This window comes from Polaromonas sp. P4_F9, from assembly GCF_056401235.1.
On the sequence record NZ_JBFUJT010000038.1, the window covers coordinates 1 to 22,087 of the forward strand.

The 22,087-nt window shown below is 65.5% G+C and carries 19 protein-coding genes and 1 pseudogene; 12 read left to right on the forward strand and 8 right to left on the reverse strand.

Annotated elements, in window-relative coordinates; translation table 11 throughout:
* The first annotated feature begins 241 nt into the window (after positions 1 to 241).
* From AC1DUB_RS24135 to AC1DUB_RS24145, 3 genes and pseudogenes are all read left to right on the forward strand, one after another.
* Positions 242 to 1,753, forward strand: coding sequence for a tripartite tricarboxylate transporter permease (locus AC1DUB_RS24135; RefSeq protein ID WP_477731694.1), 1,512 nt, complete (start codon positions 242 to 244; stop codon positions 1,751 to 1,753).
* 18 nt (positions 1,754 to 1,771) lie between these two features.
* Positions 1,772 to 2,461 (forward strand): annotated as a pseudogene (locus AC1DUB_RS24140) (TerC family protein); the annotation flags it as partial.
* 18 nt (positions 2,462 to 2,479) lie between these two features.
* Positions 2,480 to 2,989, forward strand: coding sequence for a universal stress protein (locus AC1DUB_RS24145; RefSeq protein ID WP_477716736.1), 510 nt, complete (start codon positions 2,480 to 2,482; stop codon positions 2,987 to 2,989).
* Here the strand turns inward: AC1DUB_RS24145 and AC1DUB_RS24150 are convergent.
* The gene (locus AC1DUB_RS24150; protein WP_477731695.1) at positions 2,952 to 4,031 is read right to left on the reverse strand and encodes an ABC transporter substrate-binding protein; all 1,080 of its coding nucleotides are present in this window, start codon (positions 4,029 to 4,031) and stop codon (positions 2,952 to 2,954) included. The genes AC1DUB_RS24145 and AC1DUB_RS24150 overlap by 38 nt on opposite strands.
* Positions 4,032 to 4,105: 74 nt before the next feature.
* On the opposite strand from AC1DUB_RS24150, the gene AC1DUB_RS24155 reads away from it, so the two are divergent.
* Together AC1DUB_RS24155 and AC1DUB_RS24160 are read left to right on the forward strand one after the other, a co-directional pair.
* Positions 4,106 to 4,786: a response regulator gene (locus AC1DUB_RS24155; protein ID WP_477731696.1), complete on the forward strand. Its 681-nt coding sequence runs from the start codon at positions 4,106 to 4,108 to the stop codon at positions 4,784 to 4,786.
* Positions 4,770 to 6,146: a sensor histidine kinase gene (locus tag AC1DUB_RS24160; protein WP_477716464.1), complete on the forward strand. Its 1,377-nt coding sequence runs from the start codon at positions 4,770 to 4,772 to the stop codon at positions 6,144 to 6,146. The genes AC1DUB_RS24155 and AC1DUB_RS24160 overlap by 17 nt, the downstream gene beginning before the upstream one ends.
* Positions 6,147 to 6,186: 40 nt before the next feature.
* Here the strand turns inward: AC1DUB_RS24160 and recX are convergent, their stop codons facing one another.
* Positions 6,187 to 6,660 (reverse strand): recombination regulator RecX, encoded by a 474-nt coding sequence (gene recX / locus AC1DUB_RS24165; protein WP_477731697.1) that lies wholly within the window; start codon positions 6,658 to 6,660, stop codon positions 6,187 to 6,189.
* Positions 6,661 to 6,786: 126 nt separating this feature from the next.
* Positions 6,787 to 7,911: a recombinase RecA gene (gene recA, locus AC1DUB_RS24170; protein WP_477731698.1), complete on the reverse strand. Its 1,125-nt coding sequence runs from the start codon at positions 7,909 to 7,911 to the stop codon at positions 6,787 to 6,789.
* A gap of 186 nt (positions 7,912 to 8,097) precedes the next feature.
* On the opposite strand from recA, the gene AC1DUB_RS24175 reads away from it, so the two are divergent.
* The 3 genes from AC1DUB_RS24175 (at position 8,098) to AC1DUB_RS24185 (ending at position 11,320) form a co-directional block, all read left to right on the forward strand.
* A complete protein-coding gene (locus AC1DUB_RS24175) occupies positions 8,098 to 8,604 on the forward strand; it encodes a MarR family winged helix-turn-helix transcriptional regulator (protein ID WP_477731699.1) in 507 nt (168 codons plus the stop codon).
* A gap of 360 nt (positions 8,605 to 8,964) precedes the next feature.
* Positions 8,965 to 9,639 carry a response regulator gene (locus AC1DUB_RS24180; protein ID WP_477731700.1) on the forward strand — a complete coding sequence of 225 codons (675 nt, stop codon included), beginning with the start codon at positions 8,965 to 8,967 and terminating at the stop codon, positions 9,637 to 9,639.
* A 232-nt stretch (positions 9,640 to 9,871) separates the two neighbouring features.
* A complete protein-coding gene (locus AC1DUB_RS24185) occupies positions 9,872 to 11,320 on the forward strand; it encodes a sensor histidine kinase (protein WP_477731701.1) in 1,449 nt (482 codons plus the stop codon).
* 88 nt (positions 11,321 to 11,408) lie between these two features.
* Here the strand turns inward: AC1DUB_RS24185 and AC1DUB_RS24190 are convergent, their stop codons facing one another.
* The 5 genes from AC1DUB_RS24190 to AC1DUB_RS24210 all read right to left on the reverse strand — a co-directional run bounded on the left by AC1DUB_RS24190 (position 11,409) and on the right by AC1DUB_RS24210 (position 16,659).
* A complete protein-coding gene (locus AC1DUB_RS24190; protein ID WP_477731702.1) occupies positions 11,409 to 12,266 on the reverse strand; it encodes an EamA family transporter in 858 nt (285 codons plus the stop codon).
* Positions 12,256 to 12,825 (reverse strand): phosphonate degradation HD-domain oxygenase, encoded by a 570-nt coding sequence (locus tag AC1DUB_RS24195; RefSeq protein ID WP_477731703.1) that lies wholly within the window; start codon positions 12,823 to 12,825, stop codon positions 12,256 to 12,258. The genes AC1DUB_RS24190 and AC1DUB_RS24195 overlap by 11 nt, the downstream gene beginning before the upstream one ends.
* Positions 12,826 to 13,026: 201 nt before the next feature.
* Entirely contained in the window at positions 13,027 to 14,448 is a 1,422-nt protein-coding gene (phnY, locus tag AC1DUB_RS24200) for a phosphonoacetaldehyde dehydrogenase (protein ID WP_477731731.1), read from the reverse strand.
* A 176-nt stretch (positions 14,449 to 14,624) separates the two neighbouring features.
* Entirely contained in the window at positions 14,625 to 15,866 is a 1,242-nt protein-coding gene (phnA, locus tag AC1DUB_RS24205) for a phosphonoacetate hydrolase (RefSeq protein WP_477731704.1), read from the reverse strand.
* The gene (locus AC1DUB_RS24210) at positions 15,853 to 16,659 is read right to left on the reverse strand and encodes a phosphonate utilization associated transcriptional regulator (protein WP_477731705.1); all 807 of its coding nucleotides are present in this window, start codon (positions 16,657 to 16,659) and stop codon (positions 15,853 to 15,855) included. The genes phnA and AC1DUB_RS24210 overlap by 14 nt, the downstream gene beginning before the upstream one ends.
* Positions 16,660 to 16,847: 188 nt before the next feature.
* Here AC1DUB_RS24210 and AC1DUB_RS24215 point away from each other — a divergent pair, with 188 nt between their 5' ends.
* The 4 genes from AC1DUB_RS24215 to AC1DUB_RS24230 all read left to right on the forward strand — a co-directional run bounded on the left by AC1DUB_RS24215 (position 16,848) and on the right by AC1DUB_RS24230 (position 22,077).
* A complete protein-coding gene (locus tag AC1DUB_RS24215) occupies positions 16,848 to 17,897 on the forward strand; it encodes a putative 2-aminoethylphosphonate ABC transporter substrate-binding protein (protein ID WP_477731706.1) in 1,050 nt (349 codons plus the stop codon).
* 141 nt (positions 17,898 to 18,038) lie between these two features.
* Positions 18,039 to 19,091, forward strand: a complete 1,053-nt coding sequence (locus AC1DUB_RS24220; protein WP_477731707.1) for a putative 2-aminoethylphosphonate ABC transporter ATP-binding protein — start codon at positions 18,039 to 18,041, stop codon at positions 19,089 to 19,091.
* Entirely contained in the window at positions 19,091 to 20,800 is a 1,710-nt protein-coding gene (locus AC1DUB_RS24225) for a putative 2-aminoethylphosphonate ABC transporter permease subunit (protein ID WP_477731708.1), read from the forward strand. The genes AC1DUB_RS24220 and AC1DUB_RS24225 overlap by 1 nt, the downstream gene beginning before the upstream one ends.
* Before the next feature lie 158 nt (positions 20,801 to 20,958).
* Positions 20,959 to 22,077 carry a 2-aminoethylphosphonate--pyruvate transaminase gene (locus AC1DUB_RS24230; protein ID WP_477731709.1) on the forward strand — a complete coding sequence of 373 codons (1,119 nt, stop codon included), beginning with the start codon at positions 20,959 to 20,961 and terminating at the stop codon, positions 22,075 to 22,077.
* The last annotated feature ends 10 nt before the right edge of the window (positions 22,078 to 22,087 follow it).

A 22,087-nucleotide genomic window follows, 5' to 3' on the forward strand; every position in this document is an offset into this window, starting at 1 on the left:
CGGTGTTCTGGACCTGTTCTGGACCTTCACCCAATTCCTGGCGATCAACCTGCCGGGCCTCACCACAACGGGTTGGATATGAAAGCCGAAATGAAACCGACCCCATCAAGCCTTGTCATCCCGGGCTCGACCCGGGATCCATCGTGGCGTCCAGGCGCGCTGCCGTGGATTGCGGGTCGAGCCCGCAATGACATCCGTTACCTGAGTCACGGGTCGCGCGCAGCGCGGTGGAGCAACTGACATGGACATCCTGAACGCGCTTTTGCAAGGCTTTGCCACGGCGATTTCGCCGGCCAACCTGCTCTGGGCCCTGGTCGGCTGTGCGCTGGGCACGGCGGTGGGCGTGCTTCCGGGCATCGGCCCCGCCGTGGCGGTGGCGATGCTGCTGCCGATCACGGCCAAGGTCGAAGTCACCGCTTCGATGATCTTCTTCGCGGGCATCTACTACGGCGCCATGTACGGCGGCTCGACCACCTCCATCCTGCTGAACACGCCGGGCGAAACCGCCAGCATGGTCACGGCGATGGAGGGCAACAAGATGGCCAAGAGCGGGCGGGCGGGTGCGGCGCTGGCCACGGCGGCCATCGGTTCCTTCGTGGCCGGCACCATCGCCACAGTGGTCGTCACGCTGTTCGCGCCCTTCGTCGCCGAGTTCGCGGTCAAGCTCGGCCCGCCGGAAACCTTCCTGCTGATGGTGCTGGCATTCACCACAGTCAGCGCCGTGCTCGGCTCCAGCGCGCTGCGCGGCATGACGGCACTGTTCATCGGGCTGGCGGTAGGCCTGGTGGGGCTGGACCAGATCTCGGGCCAGGCCCGCTACACCATGGGCGTGCCCGAACTGCTGGACGGCATCGAGATCGTGCTCGTGGCGGTCGGCCTGTTCGCGGTGGCCGAGGTGCTGTATGCGGCCATGTACGAAGGCCGGGTGGTCGACACGCAGAACAAGCTGACCAAGGTCTACATGACGGGCCGCGACTGGAAGCGTTCGATTCCGGCCTGGCTGCGCGGCACGGCCATCGGCGCGCCCTTCGGCTGCATCCCGGCCGGCGGCACCGAGATCCCCACCTTCCTGAGCTATGCGGCCGAGAAGAAGCTGGCCAAGGGAGAAGACCGCGCCGAGTTCGGCACCAAGGGCGCCATCGAGGGGGTGGCCGGGCCGGAGGCCGCCAACAACGCCACGGTGACTACGGCGCTGATTCCCCTGCTGACGCTGGGCATCCCCACCTCCAACACCACGGCCATCCTGCTGGGCGCGTTCCAGAACTACGGCATCCAGCCAGGGCCGCAGCTGTTCACCACATCGGCCGCGCTGGTGTGGGCGCTGATCGCCTCGTTGTATATCGGCAACGTGATGCTGCTGATCCTGAACCTGCCGCTGGTCAAGCTGTGGGTCAAGCTGCTGAAGATCCCCAAGCCGCAGCTGTACGCGGGCATCCTGATCTTCGCCACCGTCGGCGCCTACGGCATGCGCCAGAGCGCCTTCGATCTGGTGCTGTTGTACGGCATCGGCCTGGTGGGCATCGTGATGCGGCGCTACGACTTCCCGACCGCGCCGGTGGTGGTGGGGATGATCCTGGGACCGCTGGCCGAGGCGCAGCTGCGCAACGCGGTGTCCATCGGCGAGGGCAGCTTCACGGTCTTCCTGCAGCGGCCGATGTCGATTGCCATGCTGATCATCATCGCCTGCGTGCTGGTGCTGCCCCGCGTGACGACGGCCATGGCCAGGCGGCGGCAGCTCGCAGCAGCTGTCTGACCAGGAGGGAACTACACCATGGACTTCGGAGCAACTGCTTTCTGGATCGCGCTGATGCAGATCATCGGCATCAATATCGTGCTGTCGGGCGACAACGCGGTGGTGATCGCGCTGGCCTCGCGCGGACTGCCGCCCGCCCAGCAAAAGAGCGCCGTGGCCTGGGGCAGCGGCGCGGCGGTGGTGATGCGCATCGTGCTGACCATCGTGGCGGTCGAACTCCTGCGCCTGCCCTTCCTGAAGCTGGTGGGCGCGGTGCTGCTGTTCTGGATCGCCGTCAAGCTGCTGGTGCCGGAAGAGGAAGGCGAAGGCCACGGCGGCGCGAACACCAGCATGGCGGCGGCCGTGCGGACCATCCTGCTGGCCGACCTGGTGATGAGCCTGGACAACGTGATCGCCGTCGCGGCGGCGGCCAAGGGCAGCACGCTGCTGCTGGTCGTCGGCCTGGCCATTTCGATCCCGCTGGTGGTCTTCGCCAGCCGGCTGCTGCTGACCTTGATGGAACGGTTCCCGTCCATCATCACCATCGGCGCCGCGCTGCTGGGCTGGGTCGCGGGCGAGATGGCGATCGGCGACCCGCTGGTCAAGGCCTGGATCGACGCGCAGGCGGCGTGGCTGCACTACGCGGCGCCGCTGACGGGGGCCGTCAGCGTCATGCTGATCGGCAAGGCCATTGCCGGCCGCGCCGCCGCCGCACGGCTCGCCAGCGCGCCTGCCGTCGTGCCCAGGGTGTCCGGGCTGCTGCGCCGCATCCTGCTGGCGACCGACGGCTCACCGGGCGCGGCCCGCGCGCTCGATCAGCTGCTGGTGCTGCGCCAGAACCTAAGCGATCCCGAGGGCGTCGAACTGCACCTGGTCAACGTGCAGCGGCCCTTGTCGGGCGACGTGGCCTCGTTTGTCGCGGTGCAGACGCTCGAAGACTACCACCGCGAGCGCGGCGAGCAGGCGCTGGCGCCGGCGCGCGACCGGCTGCGCGCCGAAGGCCTGGCCTTCCAGGAGCATCGGCGCGTCGGGGACCCCGGCGCCACCATCGCCGGGGTGGCGGCCGCCGTGGGCTGCGACCTGATCGTCATGGGTTCGCGCGGCCTGGGCTCGCACACGGCGGGCCTGATCGGATCGGTGGCCACCGGTACCCTGGAACATTCATCGGTCCCGGTGCTGGTCGTCAGGGCTTCAGACCTCGGCCGCACCGCCGCGTCGGTCAGCGCTGAGGATCGAACTCGCGCTGCCAGCGCTTGAGCAGCGCGTCGTGCTTGCTGCGGTCCAGGTGCGCGAGCAGGCCGGGGCCGAGCGCGACCGGCCTGAAGGCGATGCCCTGCGGCGGGCTTTGCATGGCGCCCGTCCGCACGGCGGGCAAGCCGCCGGCAGCCAGCAGGTCCTGGCCGGGCGCCGACAGCAGGTGGTCGAGCCACAGGCGGGCGCCTTGCGGATTGGGCGCGGTGCGGGCGATGAAGGCCACTCGCGAGACCACCAGCGTGTAGTCCTGGAAATAGGTGACACCGATCTCCGGCTGGCTGCGCGCGAACGCCTGCGCATAGCTCCCCAGCACGTTGTAGGCGAGCATCGCTTCGCCTGCCGCCACGCTTTCGAGCATGCCCTGCGTGCCGGTATGCAGGCGTGCCTGGCATTGGCCCAGGGCGCGCACCAGTTCCCAGTAGCGCGGCGAGGCCAGCGCGTCCTGCGCCGCGGCCAGGAACCCGATACCGGCCCGCGCGATGTCGAACGTGGCGGCCCGGCCGCGCCAGCGCGGCGTATCGGCCAGCAGCAACGCGGCCAGAGCCGCACGCGTGCGCGGCACTTCGCCGGCCGCCAGCAGCTGGCGGTTCACGGCCATCCCGACCGGTTCATGGGTGGTGCCATAGGCTTCGTGCTTCCAGACCGCCCACTTGGGCAAGTTTGGCGCGTGCGGGCTTTCGTAGCGCTGCGCGTGGCCGTCGTTGACCAGCTTGATCTGCAGATCCATAGCCGAACTCCACAGCACGTCGGCGCGATCGGGTGCATCGTCGCCCTGGCGCAGGAAGCGCTCGTACAGGGCCATGCTGCCGAGCTCGATGTAGTCTACCTGCAGGCCGGCGTGCCGGCGCTCGAAATCGGCGATCAGCGGCTCGATGGCGTGCCGGTCCGTCGCCGCAAGAACCCGCACACGCTGGGCGCCCGATGCCGCGCTGGCGCCGCCCCTGACGGCCGCAGCCGCGATGGAACTTGCCGCCAGGCCCAGCAAGCCGGCCCCGATCACCCTGCGGTTCAATGGCATCGTAAGTCTCCTGGGAGGTATTATCACCGTGCACGCTTGCACCGCCTGCGTGAGCCCCGGGGCACCCCCGGCCCTGTCGACGGTGATTCATCCAGCCCGCCATGCACATCCTGTTGATCGAGGACCACCTGCAACTGGTGCAGACGCTGCAGCAATCGCTCGGGGTGCTGGGCATCGAGGTCGAATCCTGCGCCGACGGCGTGCTGGCCGATACGCTATTGCAGGAACGCAGCTTCGACGTCGTGGTGCTCGACCTGGCGTTGCCGCGCATGGGTGGTTTCGAAATCCTGTGCCGCCTGCGCAAGCGCGGCGACAAGGTGCCAGTGCTGGTACTCACTGCCAACGGCGACACCCACGACCGGGTTCAGGGCCTGAACGCCGGTGCCGACGACTACCTGCCCAAGCCGTTCGACCTTTCCGAACTGGAAGCGCGCCTGCGCGCCCTGCACCGGCGCTCGATCGGCTCGGTCGACGCGGTGCTACGCGTGGCGGCGCTGGAATTCAACACGGTATCGCGCCGCTTCGCGCTCGGCGCGCGGCACCTGGACTTGCCGCCACGCGAGCACGACCTGCTGGAAGCCCTGATCGTCCACGCGGGCCGGCCGGTCAACAAGCTGCTGCTGACCCAGCGCCTGTGCACCAGCGACGCCGTCCTCAGCAACGACGCGCTGGAGCTCTATGTGCACCGTGTGCGCCGCCGGATCGACGGCAGCGGCGCGGCCATTCACACGTTGCGCGGACTCGGTTACGTGCTTGAGGTTGCCGATGACGCGCCTGCGTAGCCTGCTGCTGCGCTGGCTGTTGATCCCGACGCTGGGGCTGTGGATGCTGGCGTCAACGATTGGCTACCTGCGCAGCCTGGCGCAGGCTCACGAAGCCTATGACCGCACGCTGCTCGGTTCGGCGCTCGTGATCGGTGAGCGCCTGAGTGTGGAAAACGGCCAGGTTGTGGCCGACCTGCCCTATGCTGCGCTGGAAATGCTGCGTACCGACGCGCAGGACCGTATCTTCTACCGCGTCGCCGGCCTTGCCGATGGCCACCACATCACCGGCTACAAAGACCTGCCGCCGCCGGCCACGCAGCCAGACACCGAGCCGCTGTTCTATGACGCAGTTTATAAGGGGCAGAACATCCGCGTGGTGGCGCTGACCTGGTTGGTGGTGGACGATATGGCGCCCCGATCCCTGATCGTGCAGGTGGCCGAAACGATGGACGCCCGGCGCCAGCTTACGCGCCGCATCGTCTCCGATGCGGCGGCAATGCAGTTGCTGCTGATCACAGCGGCGGCCGCGCTCATCGCCTTCGGCGTGCAGCGCGGCCTGGCCCCCTTGAAACGGCTACGCGACGAGGTACGCGCGCGCGGCGCGAACGACCTGACGCCAATCGACACGCGCAGCGTCCCGCGCGAAGTAGCGCCCCTGATCCATGCGATCAACGCGCATACCGAACGGCAGCGGCAGCTCAGTGATGCCCAGGTGCGATTCATCGCCAACGCATCACACCAGTTGAAGACGCCACTGACCGTGCTGCGCGCCCAGGTCGATCACGCCTTGCAACAGACCGACCTTGACCACATGCGCACCGTGGTCAGCGGCATTCACCTGTCCACGCAATCGACCCAGAGACTTGTGAACCAGCTACTGAGCCTGGCACGGAGTGAACCCGGTCGCACACTCGACATCGAAGAAATAGATCTTGCCGAACTGGCACGCAATCAGACCTTCGAGATGCTGGTTTTGGCGCGGGCGAAATCAATCGACCTTGGTTTCGAAGGCGACATGCTTGTGCTGGTGCGCGGCGAACCTGTGTTGCTGCGCGAACTCGTCGCAAATCTGGTGCACAACGCCATCAGTTACACGCCGCCCGGCGGTCACGTCACCGTTCGGGTGGATAGGCACAATGGGCGGCCCCGCTTGTGCGTAATCGACAACGGCCCGGGCATTCCCATCGACGAGCGCCTCAAGGTCTTCGAGCGCTTCTACCGCAGCGCCGGCAGCGGCGAGCAAGGCACCGGCCTCGGGCTGGCGATCGCGAAGGAGATCTGCGATCGCCATCGGATCGAAATATCGCTTGGCGAAGGCCCCGAGGGCAAAGGCCTGCACATTCAGTTGCTCTGGCCCGTTGAGGCTGATTCCGGGTAGGCGCCAACACGGCGCCCGCGCCGCCATCTGCATTTAGTTCCTAGTCGTCTTCTGATTGAGAAACGACGCGGCGAATCACGTCACCGCCAAAACCGCGCGCCGCCAGAAAACGCATTTGCCTGGCGCGCCCGGCCGCGTCCAGGGCCGGGCCATCGAACTTCTTGCGCCAGATGTCGCGGGCTCGTTCGAGTTCACCGGCCTTGAGGCTGTCCATCGCCCCGGCCACCACCTCCGCGCCCAGCCCCTTGTTCAGCAGCTCATGGCGTATGCGCGCCGCGCCGTAGCGGCCGGCGCGCCGGTTGATCACCGACTCGACCACCCGCGCCTCGCTGATGAAGTCTTTGGCCTGCAAGTCATCGAGCACCTGCGCCAGTTGGCCCGGCGTTTCTTCGTGGGGTGTGAGCTTGCGTTCCAGCTCGGCCCGCGAATGCTCGCGGGCCGCCAGCAAGCGCAGGGCGCGGCCCTTGAGCGAGAGCTTGAAGCCCGTCGGGGCGGCTGGCTTGTCGGAGGTCATGGCTCGGTCGGCAGGCGTGGGGCACGGGTACAAGGCTTGTGGCGGCACGCAGTTGCTATTATTTTCATAGCCCTCCACAGCCGTCACCTTAAAATCCACGCCTGACTTGCCCTGTAAAAAGCCGGATCAGGCGGCGGCCTTGGTGGGTTTTTCGGCCTTGACGGCCTTCTCCGGCTTGTCGCCCGTCTCGGCGGCCACGGCGATCAGCGGCACGCCCAGCGACTCGCGCACCTTGTTTTCGATTTCAATCGCGAGGTCCGGGTTCTCCTTGAGGAATTCACGCGAGTTGTCGCGGCCCTGGCCGATTTTTTCGCCGTTGAAGGCATACCAGGCGCCGGCTTTCTCGACGATGTGGCCGGCCACACCCAGGTCCAGCACCTCGCCCAGGCGGCTGATGCCCTCGCCATACAGGATGTCGAACTCCGCCGTCTTGAAGGGCGACGCCACCTTGTTCTTGACCACCTTGACGCGGGTTTCGTTGCCGATCACCTCTTCGCCTTTCTTGATGGAGCCTATGCGGCGGATGTCCAGACGCACCGACGCGTAGAACTTCAGCGCATTGCCGCCGGTCGTGGTTTCGGGCGAGCCGAACATCACACCGATCTTCATGCGGATCTGGTTGATGAAGATCACCATGCAGTTGGCCTTCTTGATGGTGGCGGTCAGCTTGCGCAGTGCCTGGCTCATCAGGCGGGCCTGCAGGCCGGGCAGTGAATCGCCCATTTCGCCTTCAAGTTCGGCCTTGGGCGTGAGCGCCGCCACCGAGTCGACCACGATCAGGTCCACCGCGCCTGAGCGGGTCAGCGAATCAACGATTTCCAGGGCCTGCTCGCCGGTGTCGGGCTGGCTGATCAGCAGTTCCTGCAGGTTGACGCCCAGCTTTTGCGCGTACTGGATGTCCAGCGCGTGCTCGGCGTCGACGAAGGCGCAGGTGCCGCCCAGTTTTTGCATTTCGGCAATCACCTGCAAGGTCAGCGTGGTTTTGCCCGACGACTCCGGGCCGTAGATTTCAACCACCCGGCCGCGCGGCAGGCCGCCGACGCCCAGCGCAATGTCCAGGCCCAGCGAACCAGTGGAGACCACCTGGATGTCCTCGATCACCTCGCCAGCACCCAGCTTCATGATGGTGCCCTTGCCGAACTGCTTTTCGATCTGGGCCAGCGCGGCTTGCAGGGCCTTGGCCTTTTCGGTGTTCAGGGCGGCGGTTTGCGCAGGGTTTTGGGCGGGATTCAGTTTGCTGGTCAGTTCCATAAAAAACTCCTTGAAAATCAATAACTTAAAAGAATTAAAACTCTTTGCAGGGTTCCCAGCCGTTTCTGCTTTTAATTACAGCGCTGGATGCATGACCAGTACTTTATGGGCGCTATAAAAATAAGTAAACCATATTTTTAGTCAGTTTTCCTGATTAATTGCACTACCTTGGGCTACCATATCCGGATGCCCAACATGGATGCCCAGACGATGACCAGCCCACCCGGTGTCGTCGAACCCGGCTGGCGCCTCACCCACCTGGGGCGCCTGCTCGGCCACGCCCTGCGCCGCTTTGACGAACGCGTGCTGTCACTGATGGCCAGCAATGCGGACGTGCCGCTGGCACTGTCCAATCTGGCGGCCCGCAACCAGGTGGGCGCCGCCCATATCCACATCACGCGGCACCTGGCGGTGGGCGGCTCGCGCCTGACAGACCTGGCGACGAGCGCCGGCATGAGCAAACAGGCCATGGGCGATCTGGTCGACCAGTGCGAGGCCTGGGGGCTGGTCACGCGCCAGCCCGATCCCCATGACAAACGGGCGCGCCGCGTGATGTTCACCGAATCGGGTCTGCTCTGGCTGGACGCCTTCCGGCGCGCGGTGCGCCAGACCGAAGAGGAGTTCCGGCAGGCGGTGGGGGCCGATGTGGCGACGGTGGTGGCGCTCGGGCTGGAGGCATACGCAGGCGCTTGAAGGGATCCACCTCCCACTCCAGCCAGGGCCGCGGGACTGGCTTTGGCCTGTCCTGAGCTTGTCGAAGGGCCAGACCGCAGGCGCAGCGGCCCCCTCGGGGGGCATCCTTCGACAGGCTCAGGACGATCGGGTGTGAAGTGAGCGACCATGGGGGCGTATCCCTTCCAACCGGGGCCGCGGAACCGGCTTAGCCGGGCCGCAGGCGCAGCGCCCCCTCGGGGGGCAGCGCATTACACGCAGTGAAAAGCGTGGGGGCTCTATTCCGTAAGCAAACCCATGACCGCAAAAGCCTAGAATTTGACCGAGAACCAAAAAACACTGTCCGCAGGCCCTGCCGCGGGCTGATATCTGGAGACAGCCATGCGTATTCTGATTGCCGAAGACGACCAGGTTCTAGCCGATGGCCTGCTGCGCACCCTGCGCGCGTCGGGCGCGGCGGCGGACCATGTAGCGAGCGGCACCGAGGCCGATGCCGCGCTGCTCACCAACACGGAATTTGATTTGCTGATTCTCGACCTGGGCCTGCCGCGCATGCATGGGCTGGAAGTGCTGAAAAGGCTGCGTGCGCGCGGCTCGGCACTGCCGGTGCTGATACTCACCGCGGCCGACAGCGTGGAAGAACGCGTCAAGGGCCTGGACTACGGCGCGGACGACTACATGGCCAAGCCCTTTTCACTGCAGGAACTCGAAGCGCGCGTGCGCGCCCTGACCCGCCGCGGCATGGGCGGCGCCAGCAGCACCATCAAGCACGGGCCGCTGGTCTATGACCAGGCCGGGCGGGTCGCCACCATTGATGGCCAGATGCTGGAGCTGTCGGCCCGCGAGTTGGGCTTGCTGGAAGTGCTGCTGCAACGCGCCGGCCGCCTGGTGAGCAAGGACCAGCTGGTCGAGCGCCTGTGCGAGTGGGGCGAGGAAGTCAGCAACAACGCCATTGAGGTCTATATCCACCGCCTGCGCAAGAAGATTGAAAAGGGGCCGATACGCATTGCGACGGTGCGCGGCCTGGGCTACTGCCTTGAGAAAATCCCAAACTGATGGTGCCCCCACGCTCCCCACTGCGTGTGGTTCGCTGCCCCCCGAGGGGGCCGCCCGCCTGCAGTCCGGCAAAGCCGGCCCTGCGGCTTGAGCTTGCGAAGGCGGATTCGCACAGTTGGATAGGCATGGGCCTGCAAGTCAGGGCCGCGGAACCGGCTTTGCCGGGCCGCAGGCGCAGCGGCCCCCTCGGGGGGCAGAGAGCTACACGCAGTGAGCGAACGTGGGGGCCTATTTGGCTTTAAGACTCTTCCAGCGTGAGCGGCGCAGCCTGTTTGGCGAGATCCTCGACTGGATGCTCACGCCGCTGCTGCTGTTGTGGCCGATCAGCCTGGCGCTGACCTGGCTGGTGGCGCAAAACATTGCCGGCAAGCCTTTTGACCGCGCGCTGGAATACAACGTGCAGGCGCTGGCCAAGCTGGTGGTGGTCAGGAACAACCAGGTGCAGTTCAACCTGACCGCACCGGCGCGCGAAATTTTGCGTGCCGACGACACCGACCTGGTTTACTACCAGGTGGTGGGCACGCACGGCGAGTACCTGAGCGGCGAACACGACTTGCCCCTGCCGCCGGATGAGGACAAGCCCACCAACGGCGAGGTGCGGCTGCGCGAGGATGTCATCCAGGGCGAAGAGGTTCGCGTGGCTTACACCTGGCTCAAGGTGGACGTGAAAGGCGCGGCGCCGGTATTGGTGCAGGTCGCGGAAACACTGGAAAAACGCAAAACACTGGCAACGGAGATTGTGAAGGGCACGATGGTGCCGCAGTTCGTGACCCTGCCGCTGGCCGTGCTGCTGGTGTGGCTGGCGCTGGTGCGCGGCATCAAGCCGCTGGCACAACTTGAAAAACGCATTCGCGCGCGCAAGTCCGACGACATGAGCCCGCTCGATGAAACCTTCGTGCCTGAAGAAGTCGCGCCACTGGTGTCATCCATCAACGATTTGCTGAGCCGGCTCAAGGTCTCGCTCACCACGCAAAAACGCTTTCTGGCCGACGCAGCACACCAGCTCAAGACGCCGCTGGCAGGCCTGCGCATGCAGGCCGACCTGGCGCAGCGTGAAACCGACACCGACGAGCTCAAGAAATCGCTCAAGCACATCGGCCGCGCCAGCATACGCGCGACGCATACCGTCAACCAGCTGCTGGCGCTGGCGCGCGCCGAAACCACCGGCCGCAGCCTGGCCAAGCAGCACGTGGACCTGGTGCACATCGTCTCGGAAGTCATGGCCGACTCGGTGCCGCGCGCGCTCGACAAGCAGATCGACCTCGGCTACGACGGCCCGCCCGCCGGCGAGCCGTCCAGCCAGCTGGAAGGCAACCCGACGCTGCTCAAGGAGCTGGTGCGCAACCTGCTGGACAACGCCATCAACTACACGCCCGAAAAAGGCCAGGTCACGGTGCGGCTGATGACCGACCGCTTCAGCGGCGTGCTGGTGCTGCTGGTGGAAGACTCGGGGCCCGGCATTCCGGAGTCGGAACGCGAACTGGTGTTCCAGCCCTTTTACCGGGCGCTCGGCACCAACGTGGATGGGTCGGGCCTCGGGCTGGCGATCGTGCTGGAGATCGCCAAACAGCATGGCGCCACCATCACCATTGAAGACGCGGCCCTGGCAGGCCACCCGCAGTCACCGGGCACGCGCGTGGCCGTGCGCTTTGTCGGCATGGACTTGCCCGACGGCGGCTAATGGTCGGTGATGGTGGTTGAAGTCGGCTGAAGCCGGCGCGTCAGCGCTGCATCACACCGCAACGGCTGCGGAGACGCCTTGCGGGCTGTCAGGCCAGCCGTACGGCCATCACGCCACCCACAATGACGCAGGTGCCCAGCAGCCGGCGCATCGTGAACGCCTCTTTCAGCAGCCAGGTGCCCAGCAGCACGGCGAACAGCACCGAGGTTTCGCGCAAGGCCGCGACGGTAGCCACCGGAGCCCGGGTCATCGCCCACAGCGCAATGCCATACGAGCCCAGCGAGGCCAGCGCGCCGCCGGTCGCGATCGGCCAGCGCTGCAGCGCATAGTGCCCCATGGCACGGCCGCGCCGCGCCAGCATCAGGAGGCCAAACGGCCAGCCGTCCAGCAGGAACAGCGTGGCGACATACTGCAGGGCATTGCCCGAGGCGCGCACGCCCAGCGCATCGACCACCGTGTAAATGGCAATGATGACCGCGTTGGCGAGTGCAAAACCAACGGCCTTGGGCGCATGCAGCGCGTGCCGGCTCAGGCCCAGCACCAGCACGCCGCAGCAGATGCCGAGGATGCCGGCCCAGGCCAGCGGTGACAGGGTCTCGCCCAGCGTGAAGGTGGCCGACAGGGCCACCAGCAAGGGGGCCACGCCGCGCATCAGCGGATAGGTCAGGCCCAGCTCGCCATGGTGGTAGGCCTGCGTGGTGGCGATGTAGTAGCCGATATGAATCACCACCGAGGCGGCGATGAAAGGCCAGGCTTCCGGGCGCGGCCACCCGACCAGCGCGACCAGCGGCACGGCCAGCACGGAGCCGATCAGGTGGATCACCGCCATGTCCAGCGCCTTGTCCGTGCTGGATTTGACCAAGGCGTTCCAGCCGGCGTGCAGCAGGGCGCCGAACAACACGGCACCCAGCACCGGCCAGGTCAGCGCCAGGATGTCAGAGGGCAACCGCAGGCCTTGACAGGGGCAGGGCACAGCGCTGCGCGCGCGCGAGGAAATGCGTCAAGGGCGGGGTGATCCTGCTGGCGTCCTTCGCCAGGTCGTCCCAGAGGCGCAGCTTCACGGCACCCACAGCGCCGGGCTGCTCAATGAAGCGCGCGGCTTCTTCGGCCGAGAAGATCCCCCCTTGCAGCAGCAGGCTGCGCTTGGAGTCCGCCGAGAGGCTGGAATGGTAGCCGCGCCGGGCGGCGCACAGGTAGCGCTTGGCGTCCACATGCAGCTTGATCGCGTCCAGCACCTCGTCGGCAAACAGGCCGCGCAGGAAGGGCAGGGCGCGGTACTGGTGCACGTCGTCCACGCCGCGCAGCGAAGGCGTCTCGCCCAAGTCGTGCAGCAAATGCCCCAGGTCATGCAGCAGGGCGGCAGTCACCAGCTCGTCGCTGGCGCCTTCGGCCTCGCCGAGCGCCGCGGTCTGCAGCGCATGCTGCAGTTGCGTGACCGGCTCGCCGCTGTACTGCTCGCCGCCGCGGTCGGCGAAGAGGTGTTCAATGTCGTCAAAGCTCAGCATGTGAATTCCTCACCGGATGAAAAAGTAAAGAAAGATGCAAAGGCCAGTGGCCGCCGTGGAACCGGCTTAGCCGGGCCGCAGGTGACCGCCCCTGGGGCTGAGGGCCGCGGCTCCAAGCCTGCCTTCGCAGGCTTGGACGGCCTCGAAGAGCTTCGGCCTCTGGCCGTTGCACGGGGCGCCGAAGGCGCTTCGGGGAGAGCATCAGCCACTCCATGGGAGCGAATAAGTCTTGAGGTTGGTGAAACTCTTGATCGCTTCCTGCACGCCTTCCTTGTAGCCCAGGCCCGAGTCCTTGATGCCGCCGAAAGGGGTGAGTTCGAGCCGGTAGCCCGGCACTTCGCGGACATTGACCGTGCCCACCTGCAGTTCACTCACAAAGCGCGTGATGTAGTCCATGCGGTTGGTGCAGACCGCGCTCGACAGGCCATAGACGGTGCCGTTGGAGATCTGTATCGCTTCGTCGATGGTCCTGAAACGGATCACCGGCGACACCGGGCCGAAGGTTTCTTCCCGGACCACCGTCATCTGCGGCAGGACATGGTCCAGCAGCGTGGGCGAGTACAGCGCGCCGCGGCGCTGGTTGCCGGCCAGCAGCTTCGCGCCCTGCGCCACCGCCTCGTTGACCCGCGACTCGAACAGCATGGCGGCGGCCTCATCGATCACCGTGCCCATGTCGTTGGCCCGGTCGGTGGGGTCGCCGTATTTCCAGGCCAGGGTCTTGGCCAGCACCTGTTCCACAAACTGGCCGGCCACGGCCTCGTGCACCAGCAGGCGTTTGATGGCCGTGCAGCGCTGGCCCGAGTTCCTGTACGAGCCCTGCACCGCCAGCGTGGACGCTTCGTCGATGTCGGCATCTTCCATCACGATGATCGGGTCGTTGCCGCCCAGCTCCAGCACCACGCGGCGGTAGCCGGCCTTGGACGCGATGTATTTGCCGATCGCCACGCCGCCGGTGAAGGTCACCAGGTCCACCAGCGGGTTCGTGATCAGCTCGTCGGCGATTTCGCGCGGGTCGCCGGTGACCACGCTGAGCATCTCGGGCGGCAGGCCGGCCTCGTACAGGATGTCGGCAAACAGGATGGCCGAGAAGGGCACTTTTTCGGAGGGTTTCAGCACCATGCGGTTGTTGCTCGCGATGCTGGGCACCACCTTGTGCGCCACCTGGTTCATCGGGTGGTTGAAGGGCGTGATGGCGGTGATGACACCCAGCAGCGGTGAGCGCTGCGTGTACACGCGGCGCTTCTTGCCGTGCGGCGTCAGGTCGCAGCTGAAAATCTGGCCGTCGTCCCGGAGCGCTTCGCTGGCGCCGAACAGCAGCACGTCGCTCACGCGACCGGCTTCGTACATCGCGTCCTTCAGGCACAGCCCGGACTCGGCGGTGATCAGATTCGCGACCTCATCCAGCCGCGACTGGATGATGGCGGCTGCACGGTTGAGAATCGCAGCGCGTTCGTAGCGGGTGAGTTGGGGCTTGTAGGCATGCGCCCTGGCGAAGGTCTCCCGCACTTCCTCCAGCGTGGCCTTGGGCACGGTGCCCAGCAGCTTTTCGGTGTAGGGGTTGAACACCTCGATGGCGCGGTCGCCGCTGCGCTCGGCGCCGACCCTGCGGCCCAACAGGCGCATGGCGTTGAGCTGGTGGTCGCCGATGTAGTCACTGGTCACACAGCACTCCCTGATATTTCCCCCTCTCCCTCTGGGAGAGGGCGGGGTGAGGGCCGCCGGCGCCCAAACGATAGAGGCATTCGAGTGCGGGTACAGCCCTCACCCTAACCCTCTCCCAGAGGGAGAGGGAATAAGAATCAGCCCTGCGCATAGTTGAGCGCCAGGTCAAAGGCATCAAAATTTCGAAAGCGCCGGCTGCGGTCCAGCCCCGGCAGCTTGCGGTTCACGATCAGCGGCACGCGCTGCTCGCTGAGGCCACCATGCGAGCGCAGCGGCACCTCCAGTGCGGAGAGGTCGTGGCGCGACGCCGACGTGCCGATCACGGTGAAGCGCTCCGAGACGGCCACGAGGTCACCGATGCGGTCGGCCGGCAACTCAAAGCGCCGGGCGGCCTGTTCGCGGGTCAGCACGACTTCCATGCCCTTGAGCTGTGCCAGGCGTTCGCAGGCCGCGGTCACGTCCACCTCTTGCGGCAGGTAGACCGTGGCAAACGAGCCGAGCGCGCCATGGTGCATGACATACGGGTCGGTGATCGGCAGGATCACGCGCGCTTTCGCCGTGCCCAGCCAGGCGTCAAACCAGTCCTGGAGGTAAATCACATCGGGCGTGCCGTCCAGGGCGACCTTGGCATTCATGCCATGGTCGGCGGTCAGCACGATCACGCAGCCCAGCGCATCCAGCTGGGCCAGGTAGCCGTCCATCATGCGGTAAAACGCGTTGGCGCCATCGGTACCCGGCGCGTGCTTGTGCTGCACATAGTCGGTGGTCGACAGGTACATCACGTCGGGGTGGTATTTCTGCATGATCTTCACGCCGGCGGCAAAGACAAACTCGGACAGGTCTGCGCTGTACACGCTGGGCAGCGGCCGACCCACCAGCCCCAGCACGTCCTCAATCCCGTTTTCCGCCAGCGTCACCTGGTCGGCCTTTTCGGACGAAAAGCAGATGCCCTTCATCTGGTGGCCGAGCAGCTTGCGCAGCTTGTCCTTGGCCGTCACCACCACCAGCGACTGGCCCGCATCGGCCAGTGCGGCCAGCAGCGTGGGCGCGCGCAGCCACTTGGGGTCGTTCATCATGACCTCCGTGCCGGTCGCGGTGTCAAACAGGTAGTTGCCGCAAATGCCGTGCACGCTGGGCGGCGCGCCGGTGACGATGGACAGGTTGTTGGGATTGGTGAAGCTGGGCACCACGCAGTCGGCCGTCAGGCCCGAACCCAGGGCCAGCGTGCGCTGCAGCCAGGGCATGTGGCCCGTGGCGACGGCTTGGGCCAGGTAGTCGGGCTCGCAGCCGTCGACGCACACCACCACCGTGGGCTGCGTCGGCAGCGCGTACGACCGGCCATTCACCGTCAGTTCAGCGCGTGCCTTATCGGTTGCCACGTTTGGGCCTTTCCCTGTCGGTGTCCGAAGTGTTGTTCAGGTGCGTGGCCCTGGCTGCGCCCTGCCCTGCACCCTGCCCTGCACCCGTCCCGGCGTCGCCGCCCTGCAGCCGTGCCTGGCGCCGCAAATCGTTCTCGATCGTGCGTTCCTTGCTTTCGATCACATGGTCGAACATGGCCCGCCCGGCGGTATCCGCGTCCCCCGAGGCGATGGCCTTGACGATCTGCCGGTGCTCACTGGCCGAAATGGGCATGAGCCAGCCGTCGGCCAGGTTGAGACGGCGAAACAGCGACAGCTCCTTGATCAGCTTGCGATAAATCGCCGTGAGCTTGCGGTTGCCGGCCATCTCGACCAGCCGGTCGTGAAACTTGAGGTTCAGCAGGTGGTAGTTGTAGGCGTCTTCGGCCTTCACGGCCTTTTCCATCGCGTCGACCAGGCCCTTGATTTCCTTGAGCTGCGCCGGCGTGATGTTCCTGGCGAGCTGGCGGCCCACCAGCTCGTCCATCGCCGCGCGCAGGTCAAAAATCTCCACCGCTTCGTCGATCGGTATGTCGCGCACAAAGACGCCGCGGTTTTTTTCGTTGCGCACCAGCCCCGCTTCCTCCAGCATGCGAAAGGCTTCACGCACAGGCCCGCGTGAAACACCCATCTTCTCGGCCAGCGCCGCTTCAATCAGTTTGCTGCCGGGTTCGTACTCGCCGACAAGAATGGCCCGCTCGATTTCCTGCTGCACTACCGTGGTGAGGGAACTGTTTTGGAGGAGTGCGATGGTGGGGTGAAAGACTGCGTTCATGCCCTGCATTGAAGCACAAAACAAAAAAATGTCAACAATCTGCAAAAAACAATTGACAAGTAAAAAGGGGCGGCGTCCAATTCACTCGGGCTGGATCGATATGGCCTGAGCGCAGGTTGCGCCATCACATGTCATCCCGCTGACACGATCAGGTCACAACATGGCAGGTTTTTCACAAAGGACGATGTATGCAGCTGGCTCTCCATCTCAAATCCCTCGGCAAAGCACTCGCCGCAGCAGGCCTGCTGGCCATTGCCGCATCGGCCTCCGCGCAAAAAACCCAGTTGCTGGTCTATACCGCCCTGGAAACCGACCAGCTCAAGGCCTACCAGGAAGGCTTCAACAAGGCGCATCCCGACATCGACCTCAAGTGGGTGCGCGACTCGACCGGCGTGATCACCGCCAAGCTGCTCGCTGAAAAAGCCAACCCCCAGGCCGACGCCGTCATGGGCGTGGCGGCTTCCAGCCTGGCACTGCTGGACAAGCAGGGCATGCTCGAGCCTTATGCGCCGCTCAACCTGGACGGCATCATGAGCCAGTACCGCGACAAGAAAAAAGTCCCGGCCTGGTTCGGCATGGACGTGTGGGGTGCCACCATCTGCTTCAACACGACCGAAGCCCAGAAAAAGAACATTCCCAAGCCGGAAACCTGGCAGGACCTCACCAAGCCCATCTACAAGGGCCAGATCGTCATGCCCAACCCCGCCTCCAGCGGCACGGGCTACTTCGACGTGACCGCCTGGCTCACGCTGTTTGGCGACAAGGACGGCAAGGGCGGCGGCTGGAAATACATGGACGGCCTGCATGAAAACATTGCGCAGTACACCCACTCCGGCTCCAAGCCCTGCAACATGGCGGCCGCCGGTGAGTTCCTGATGGGCATCTCCTTCGAGTACCGGGGCAACGCCAACAAGGCCAAAGGCGCACCGATTGACCTGGTCTTCCCGAAAGAGGGCCTGGGCTGGGACCTCGAGGCGTTTGCCATCCACAAGGGCACCAAGAAACTGGAAGCCACCAAAAAACTGGCTGACTGGGCTTCCAGCAAGGACGCCATGATGCTGTACGGCAAGAACTTCGCCATCACGGCGCAGCCTGGCCTGGCGCCGCCGCTGGCCAACGTGCCCAAGGACTATGAAGCACGCCTCGTGAAGATGGACTTCACCTGGGCCGCCGACAACCGCGAACGCATCCTGAACGAATGGACGCGGCGCTATAACAGCAAAACAGAAAAAAAATAGCCCCCTGTCGGCGGCCTTTGGCCGCCGTCTCCCCCTCAGGGGGACAGCCGCTGTGGCCCGGCGGAGCCGGTTCCACGCCGCTGCCTGCTTTTTTGCATCGGCGCGCCGCCCGTCCAGGCAATACACACGTATGACCCACGAATGACCCACGACACTTTTCTCGCGCTGCGCCACATCCGGAAAGAGTTCGGTGGTTTTATTGCGCTCCAGGACATCAACCTGGATATCCGCAAGGGCGAGTTTGTCTGCTTTCTCGGGCCATCTGGCTGCGGCAAGACCACCTTGCTGCGCATCATTGCCGGCCTGGAAGTGCAGACCGCCGGCGAAGTGCACCAGGGCGGCCGCGACATTTCCCGCCTGCCGCCCGCGCTGCGCGACTACGGCATCGTGTTCCAGAGCTACGCGCTGTTTCCCAACCTCACGGTGGCCGACAACGTGGCCTATGGTCTGGTCAACCGCAAGACCCCGCGGGCCGAAGCCGCCAGACGGGTGGGCGAGCTGGTCAGGCTGGTGGGCCTGCCGGGCAGCGAAGCCAAATACCCCAGCCAGCTGTCGGGCGGCCAGCAGCAGCGCATTGCGCTGGCGCGGGCCCTCGCCACCTCACCGGGCCTGTTGCTGCTGGACGAGCCCCTGTCGGCGCTCGATGCGCTGGAACGCGTGCGGCTGCGCCAGGAAATCCGGGCGCTGCAGCAAAAACTGGGCGTGACCACCATCATGGTGACGCACGACCAGGAAGAAGCCCTCAGCGTGGCCGACCGCATTGTCGTGATCAACCAGGGGCTGATCGAGCAGGTGGGCACGCCGATGGAGATTTACCGCGAGCCGGCCTCGCCCTTCGTGGCCGATTTTGTCGGCAAGGTGAATGTGTTGCCGGCCCGTGTCAGCGGCGGCGAGATGAGGTTTGGCGCACTCTGCCTGCCCTGCGACGGCGCCGACCGCGACGTCAAGGTCTACCTGCGTCCCGAAGACGTACTGGCCCGTCCCATTGCCGAAGGCGACCCCCATGTGTTCAACGCCACCATCGAGAAAATCGACTTTCTCGGGTCCTTCTGCCACGTGCATGTGACCTCCCCCGCACTGGACAAGCACAAGCTCACGGTTTATCTTTCGCTCAACTTCCTGTCCGAGCAGTCGCTGCAGATCGGCTCGACCCTGCCCCTGCGGCTGCTGCCCGAACGCATCAAGGTGTTTTGATGCCCCTGTCCACCGCCGCCGCCAAACTCCCGCTGGTCAGGCAGCGCGTGCACTGGATTGACCACCTGGCCTACGCCGCGCTGGCGCTGGTGGCGGTGATTTTGATAGCGTTTCTCGCCGCGCCGCTGGTCACCATCCTGCAGCAGGCCGTGGAAGACAAGACCGGCGACCTCGTCTGGTTTGACAACTTCATTGACTACGCGAAAACCCCGGCGCTGCTGGAAAGCCTGTGGAACAGCATCTGGGTGTCCGTCGCCGTCACCGTGGTGACCGTGCCGCTGGCTTTCGGCTTCGCCTATGCGCTGGCACGCTCATGCATGCCTTACAAGGCGCTATTTCGGGGCATCACGTTGATCCCGCTGCTGGCCCCGTCGTTGCTGTCGGCCATTTCCCTGATTTACTGGTTCGGCAACCAGGGCGTGCTCAAGGGCTGGATGCAAGGCCTGGGGGTAGGGCAGATCTACGGCGCGCCCGGCATCGTGATTGCGGAATGCTTTGCCGTGTTCCCGCATGCGCTGATGATTCTGCTCACCGCGCTGAGCCTGTCGGATGCGCGGCTGTATGAGGCGGCCAATGCCATGGGCACCAGCGCCCGTCGCAAGTTCTTCACCATCACGCTGCCGGGCGCCAAGTACGGCCTGATCTCGGCGGCCCTCGTCACCTTCACCCTGGTCATCACCGACTTCGGCATCCCCAAGGTCATCGGCGGCAGCTTCAATGTGCTGGCCACCGACGTCTTCAAGCTGGTGATCGGCCAGCAGGACTTCGCCAAGGGCGCCGTGGTGGCAATTCTCCTGCTCGCACCGGCCGTGCTGACCTTCGCCGTCGACCACTACGTAAGCAAGCGGCAGACCGCGATGCTCACCGCGCGCGCGGTGCCCTACCGCCCCACGCCCGCGCGCGGCTACGACGCCCTCATGACCCTGTATTGCTGCGCGATCGCCTTGCTGGTGCTGGCCATGCTGGCGATGGCCGTGTTTGCCTCGTTCGCCAGCTTCTGGCCCTACAACCTGACACCCAGCCTGCGCCACTACACGCTCGGCCTGATCGATGCGGAAGTGGGCGTGGGTTTCATGAACAGCCTGAAGATGTCGGCCGGCACCGCGTTCTTCGGCACGGCGCTGGTGTTTTGCGGCGCCTACCTGCTGGAAAAAACCAAGGGCATGGACGGCCTGCGCGGCTTTGTGCGCATGCTGGCCATGCTGCCCATGGCCGTGCCCGGCCTGGTGCTGGGCCTGGGCTACATCTTCTTTTTCAATGCCCCGGACAACCCCCTGGGCGGCCTGTACCACACGCTGACGCTGCTGACGCTGTGCACCATCGTGCACTTCTACACCACCGGCCACCTCACCGCGGTGACGGCGCTGAAGAGCCTGGACAGCGAGTTCGAGGCGGTCAGCGCTTCGCTCAAGGTGCCGTTTTTCAAGACCTTCTGGCGCGTCACGCTGCCCATCTGCACGCCCGCGCTGGTGGACATTGCGCGTTACTTCTTCATCAATGCCATGACCACCATTTCGGCTGTGGTGTTTTTGTATTCACCCGAAACCAAGGTGGCGTCGATTGCCATCCTGAATCTGGACGAAGCCGGTGAGATGGGCGCCGCCGCGGCCATGGCCGTGCTGATTGGTATTGCATCAACCATCGCCACCCTGCTGTTCATGGCCCTCGCCTGGTGGATCAACCGCCGGACCCAGGCATGGAGGAAATAGTGCCCCCACGCTCGCTCACTGCGTGTAGCTCCCTGCCCCCCGAGGGGGCGCTGCGCCTGCGGTCTGGCGAAGCCAGTCCCGCGGCCCCTGCTGGTGAAGACCACCATCCCCCACGTTCTCTCATTGCCTGAAGCTGGCACTGGAACCGAAAGATAAAAATGGATCGAGACAAAATCCTCCTCACACCGGGCCCACTGACCACCACGCTGCGCACCAAGCTGGCCATGCTGAAGGACTGGGGCTCCTGGGACGCCGACTTCAACGCCGTGACGGCCAGCGTGCGCCACAGCCTGCTGGACATCATCCACGGCCACGACTCGCATGTGGTGGTGCCGTTGCAGGGCAGCGGCACCTTCAGCGTCGAAGCCGCCGTCGCCACCCTCGTGCCGCGCGACGGCCATGTGCTGGTGCTGGACAACGGCGCCTATTGCAAACGCGCCGCGCGCCTCACCCAACTGATGGGCCGCCGCTGCACCGTGCTGCCGTTCGACGAAGCGGCGCAGGTGTCCGCCGCCGCGATGGCCGACCAGCTCAAGGCCGATGCCAGCATCAGCCACGTGATCCTGATCCACTGCGAGACCGGCGCCGGCGTGCTCAATCCGCTGCAGGAGGTGGCCGACGTGTGCGCCGCCTACGGCAAGGGGCTGATCGTCGATGCCATGAGTTCCTTTGCCGCGCTGGAAATCGATGCGCGCAAGGTGCACTTCGATGCGCTGGTGGCCGCCAGCGGCAAATGCCTGGAGGGCGTTCCCGGCATGGGCTTTGTCTTTATCCGCAAGGCCATCCTGGAGGGCTGCGCCGGCCGCAGCCAGTCGCTGGCCATGGACCTGTACGACCAGTACGTCTACATGGAAAAGACCACGCAGTGGCGTTTCACGCCCCCCACCCACGTCGTGGTGGCGCTGGCCGAGGCGATTGCGCAGTTCGAGGAAGAAGGCGGCCAGCCCGCCCGCCTGGCCCGCTACCAGCGCAACTACACCACGCTCGTCACCGGCATGGCCCGGCTCGGCTTCAGGCCCTTTCTGGACCCGGCCATCCAGGCGCCCATCATCGTGACCTTTCACGCGCCGGCCGACAGCCGCTATGAATTCAAGAGGTTCTATGCCTCCGCGCGCGAACGCGGCTTTGTCCTATACCCCGGCAAACTCACCCAGGTGGAAACTTTCCGTGTAGGCTGTATTGGCGCGATCGGCCCCGGGGAAATGGAGCAGGCGGTCCACGCCATCGCCGGGGCACTGCAGGACATGGGAATCCCCTCTGCCGCACCGGCGCACTGACGACATTCAG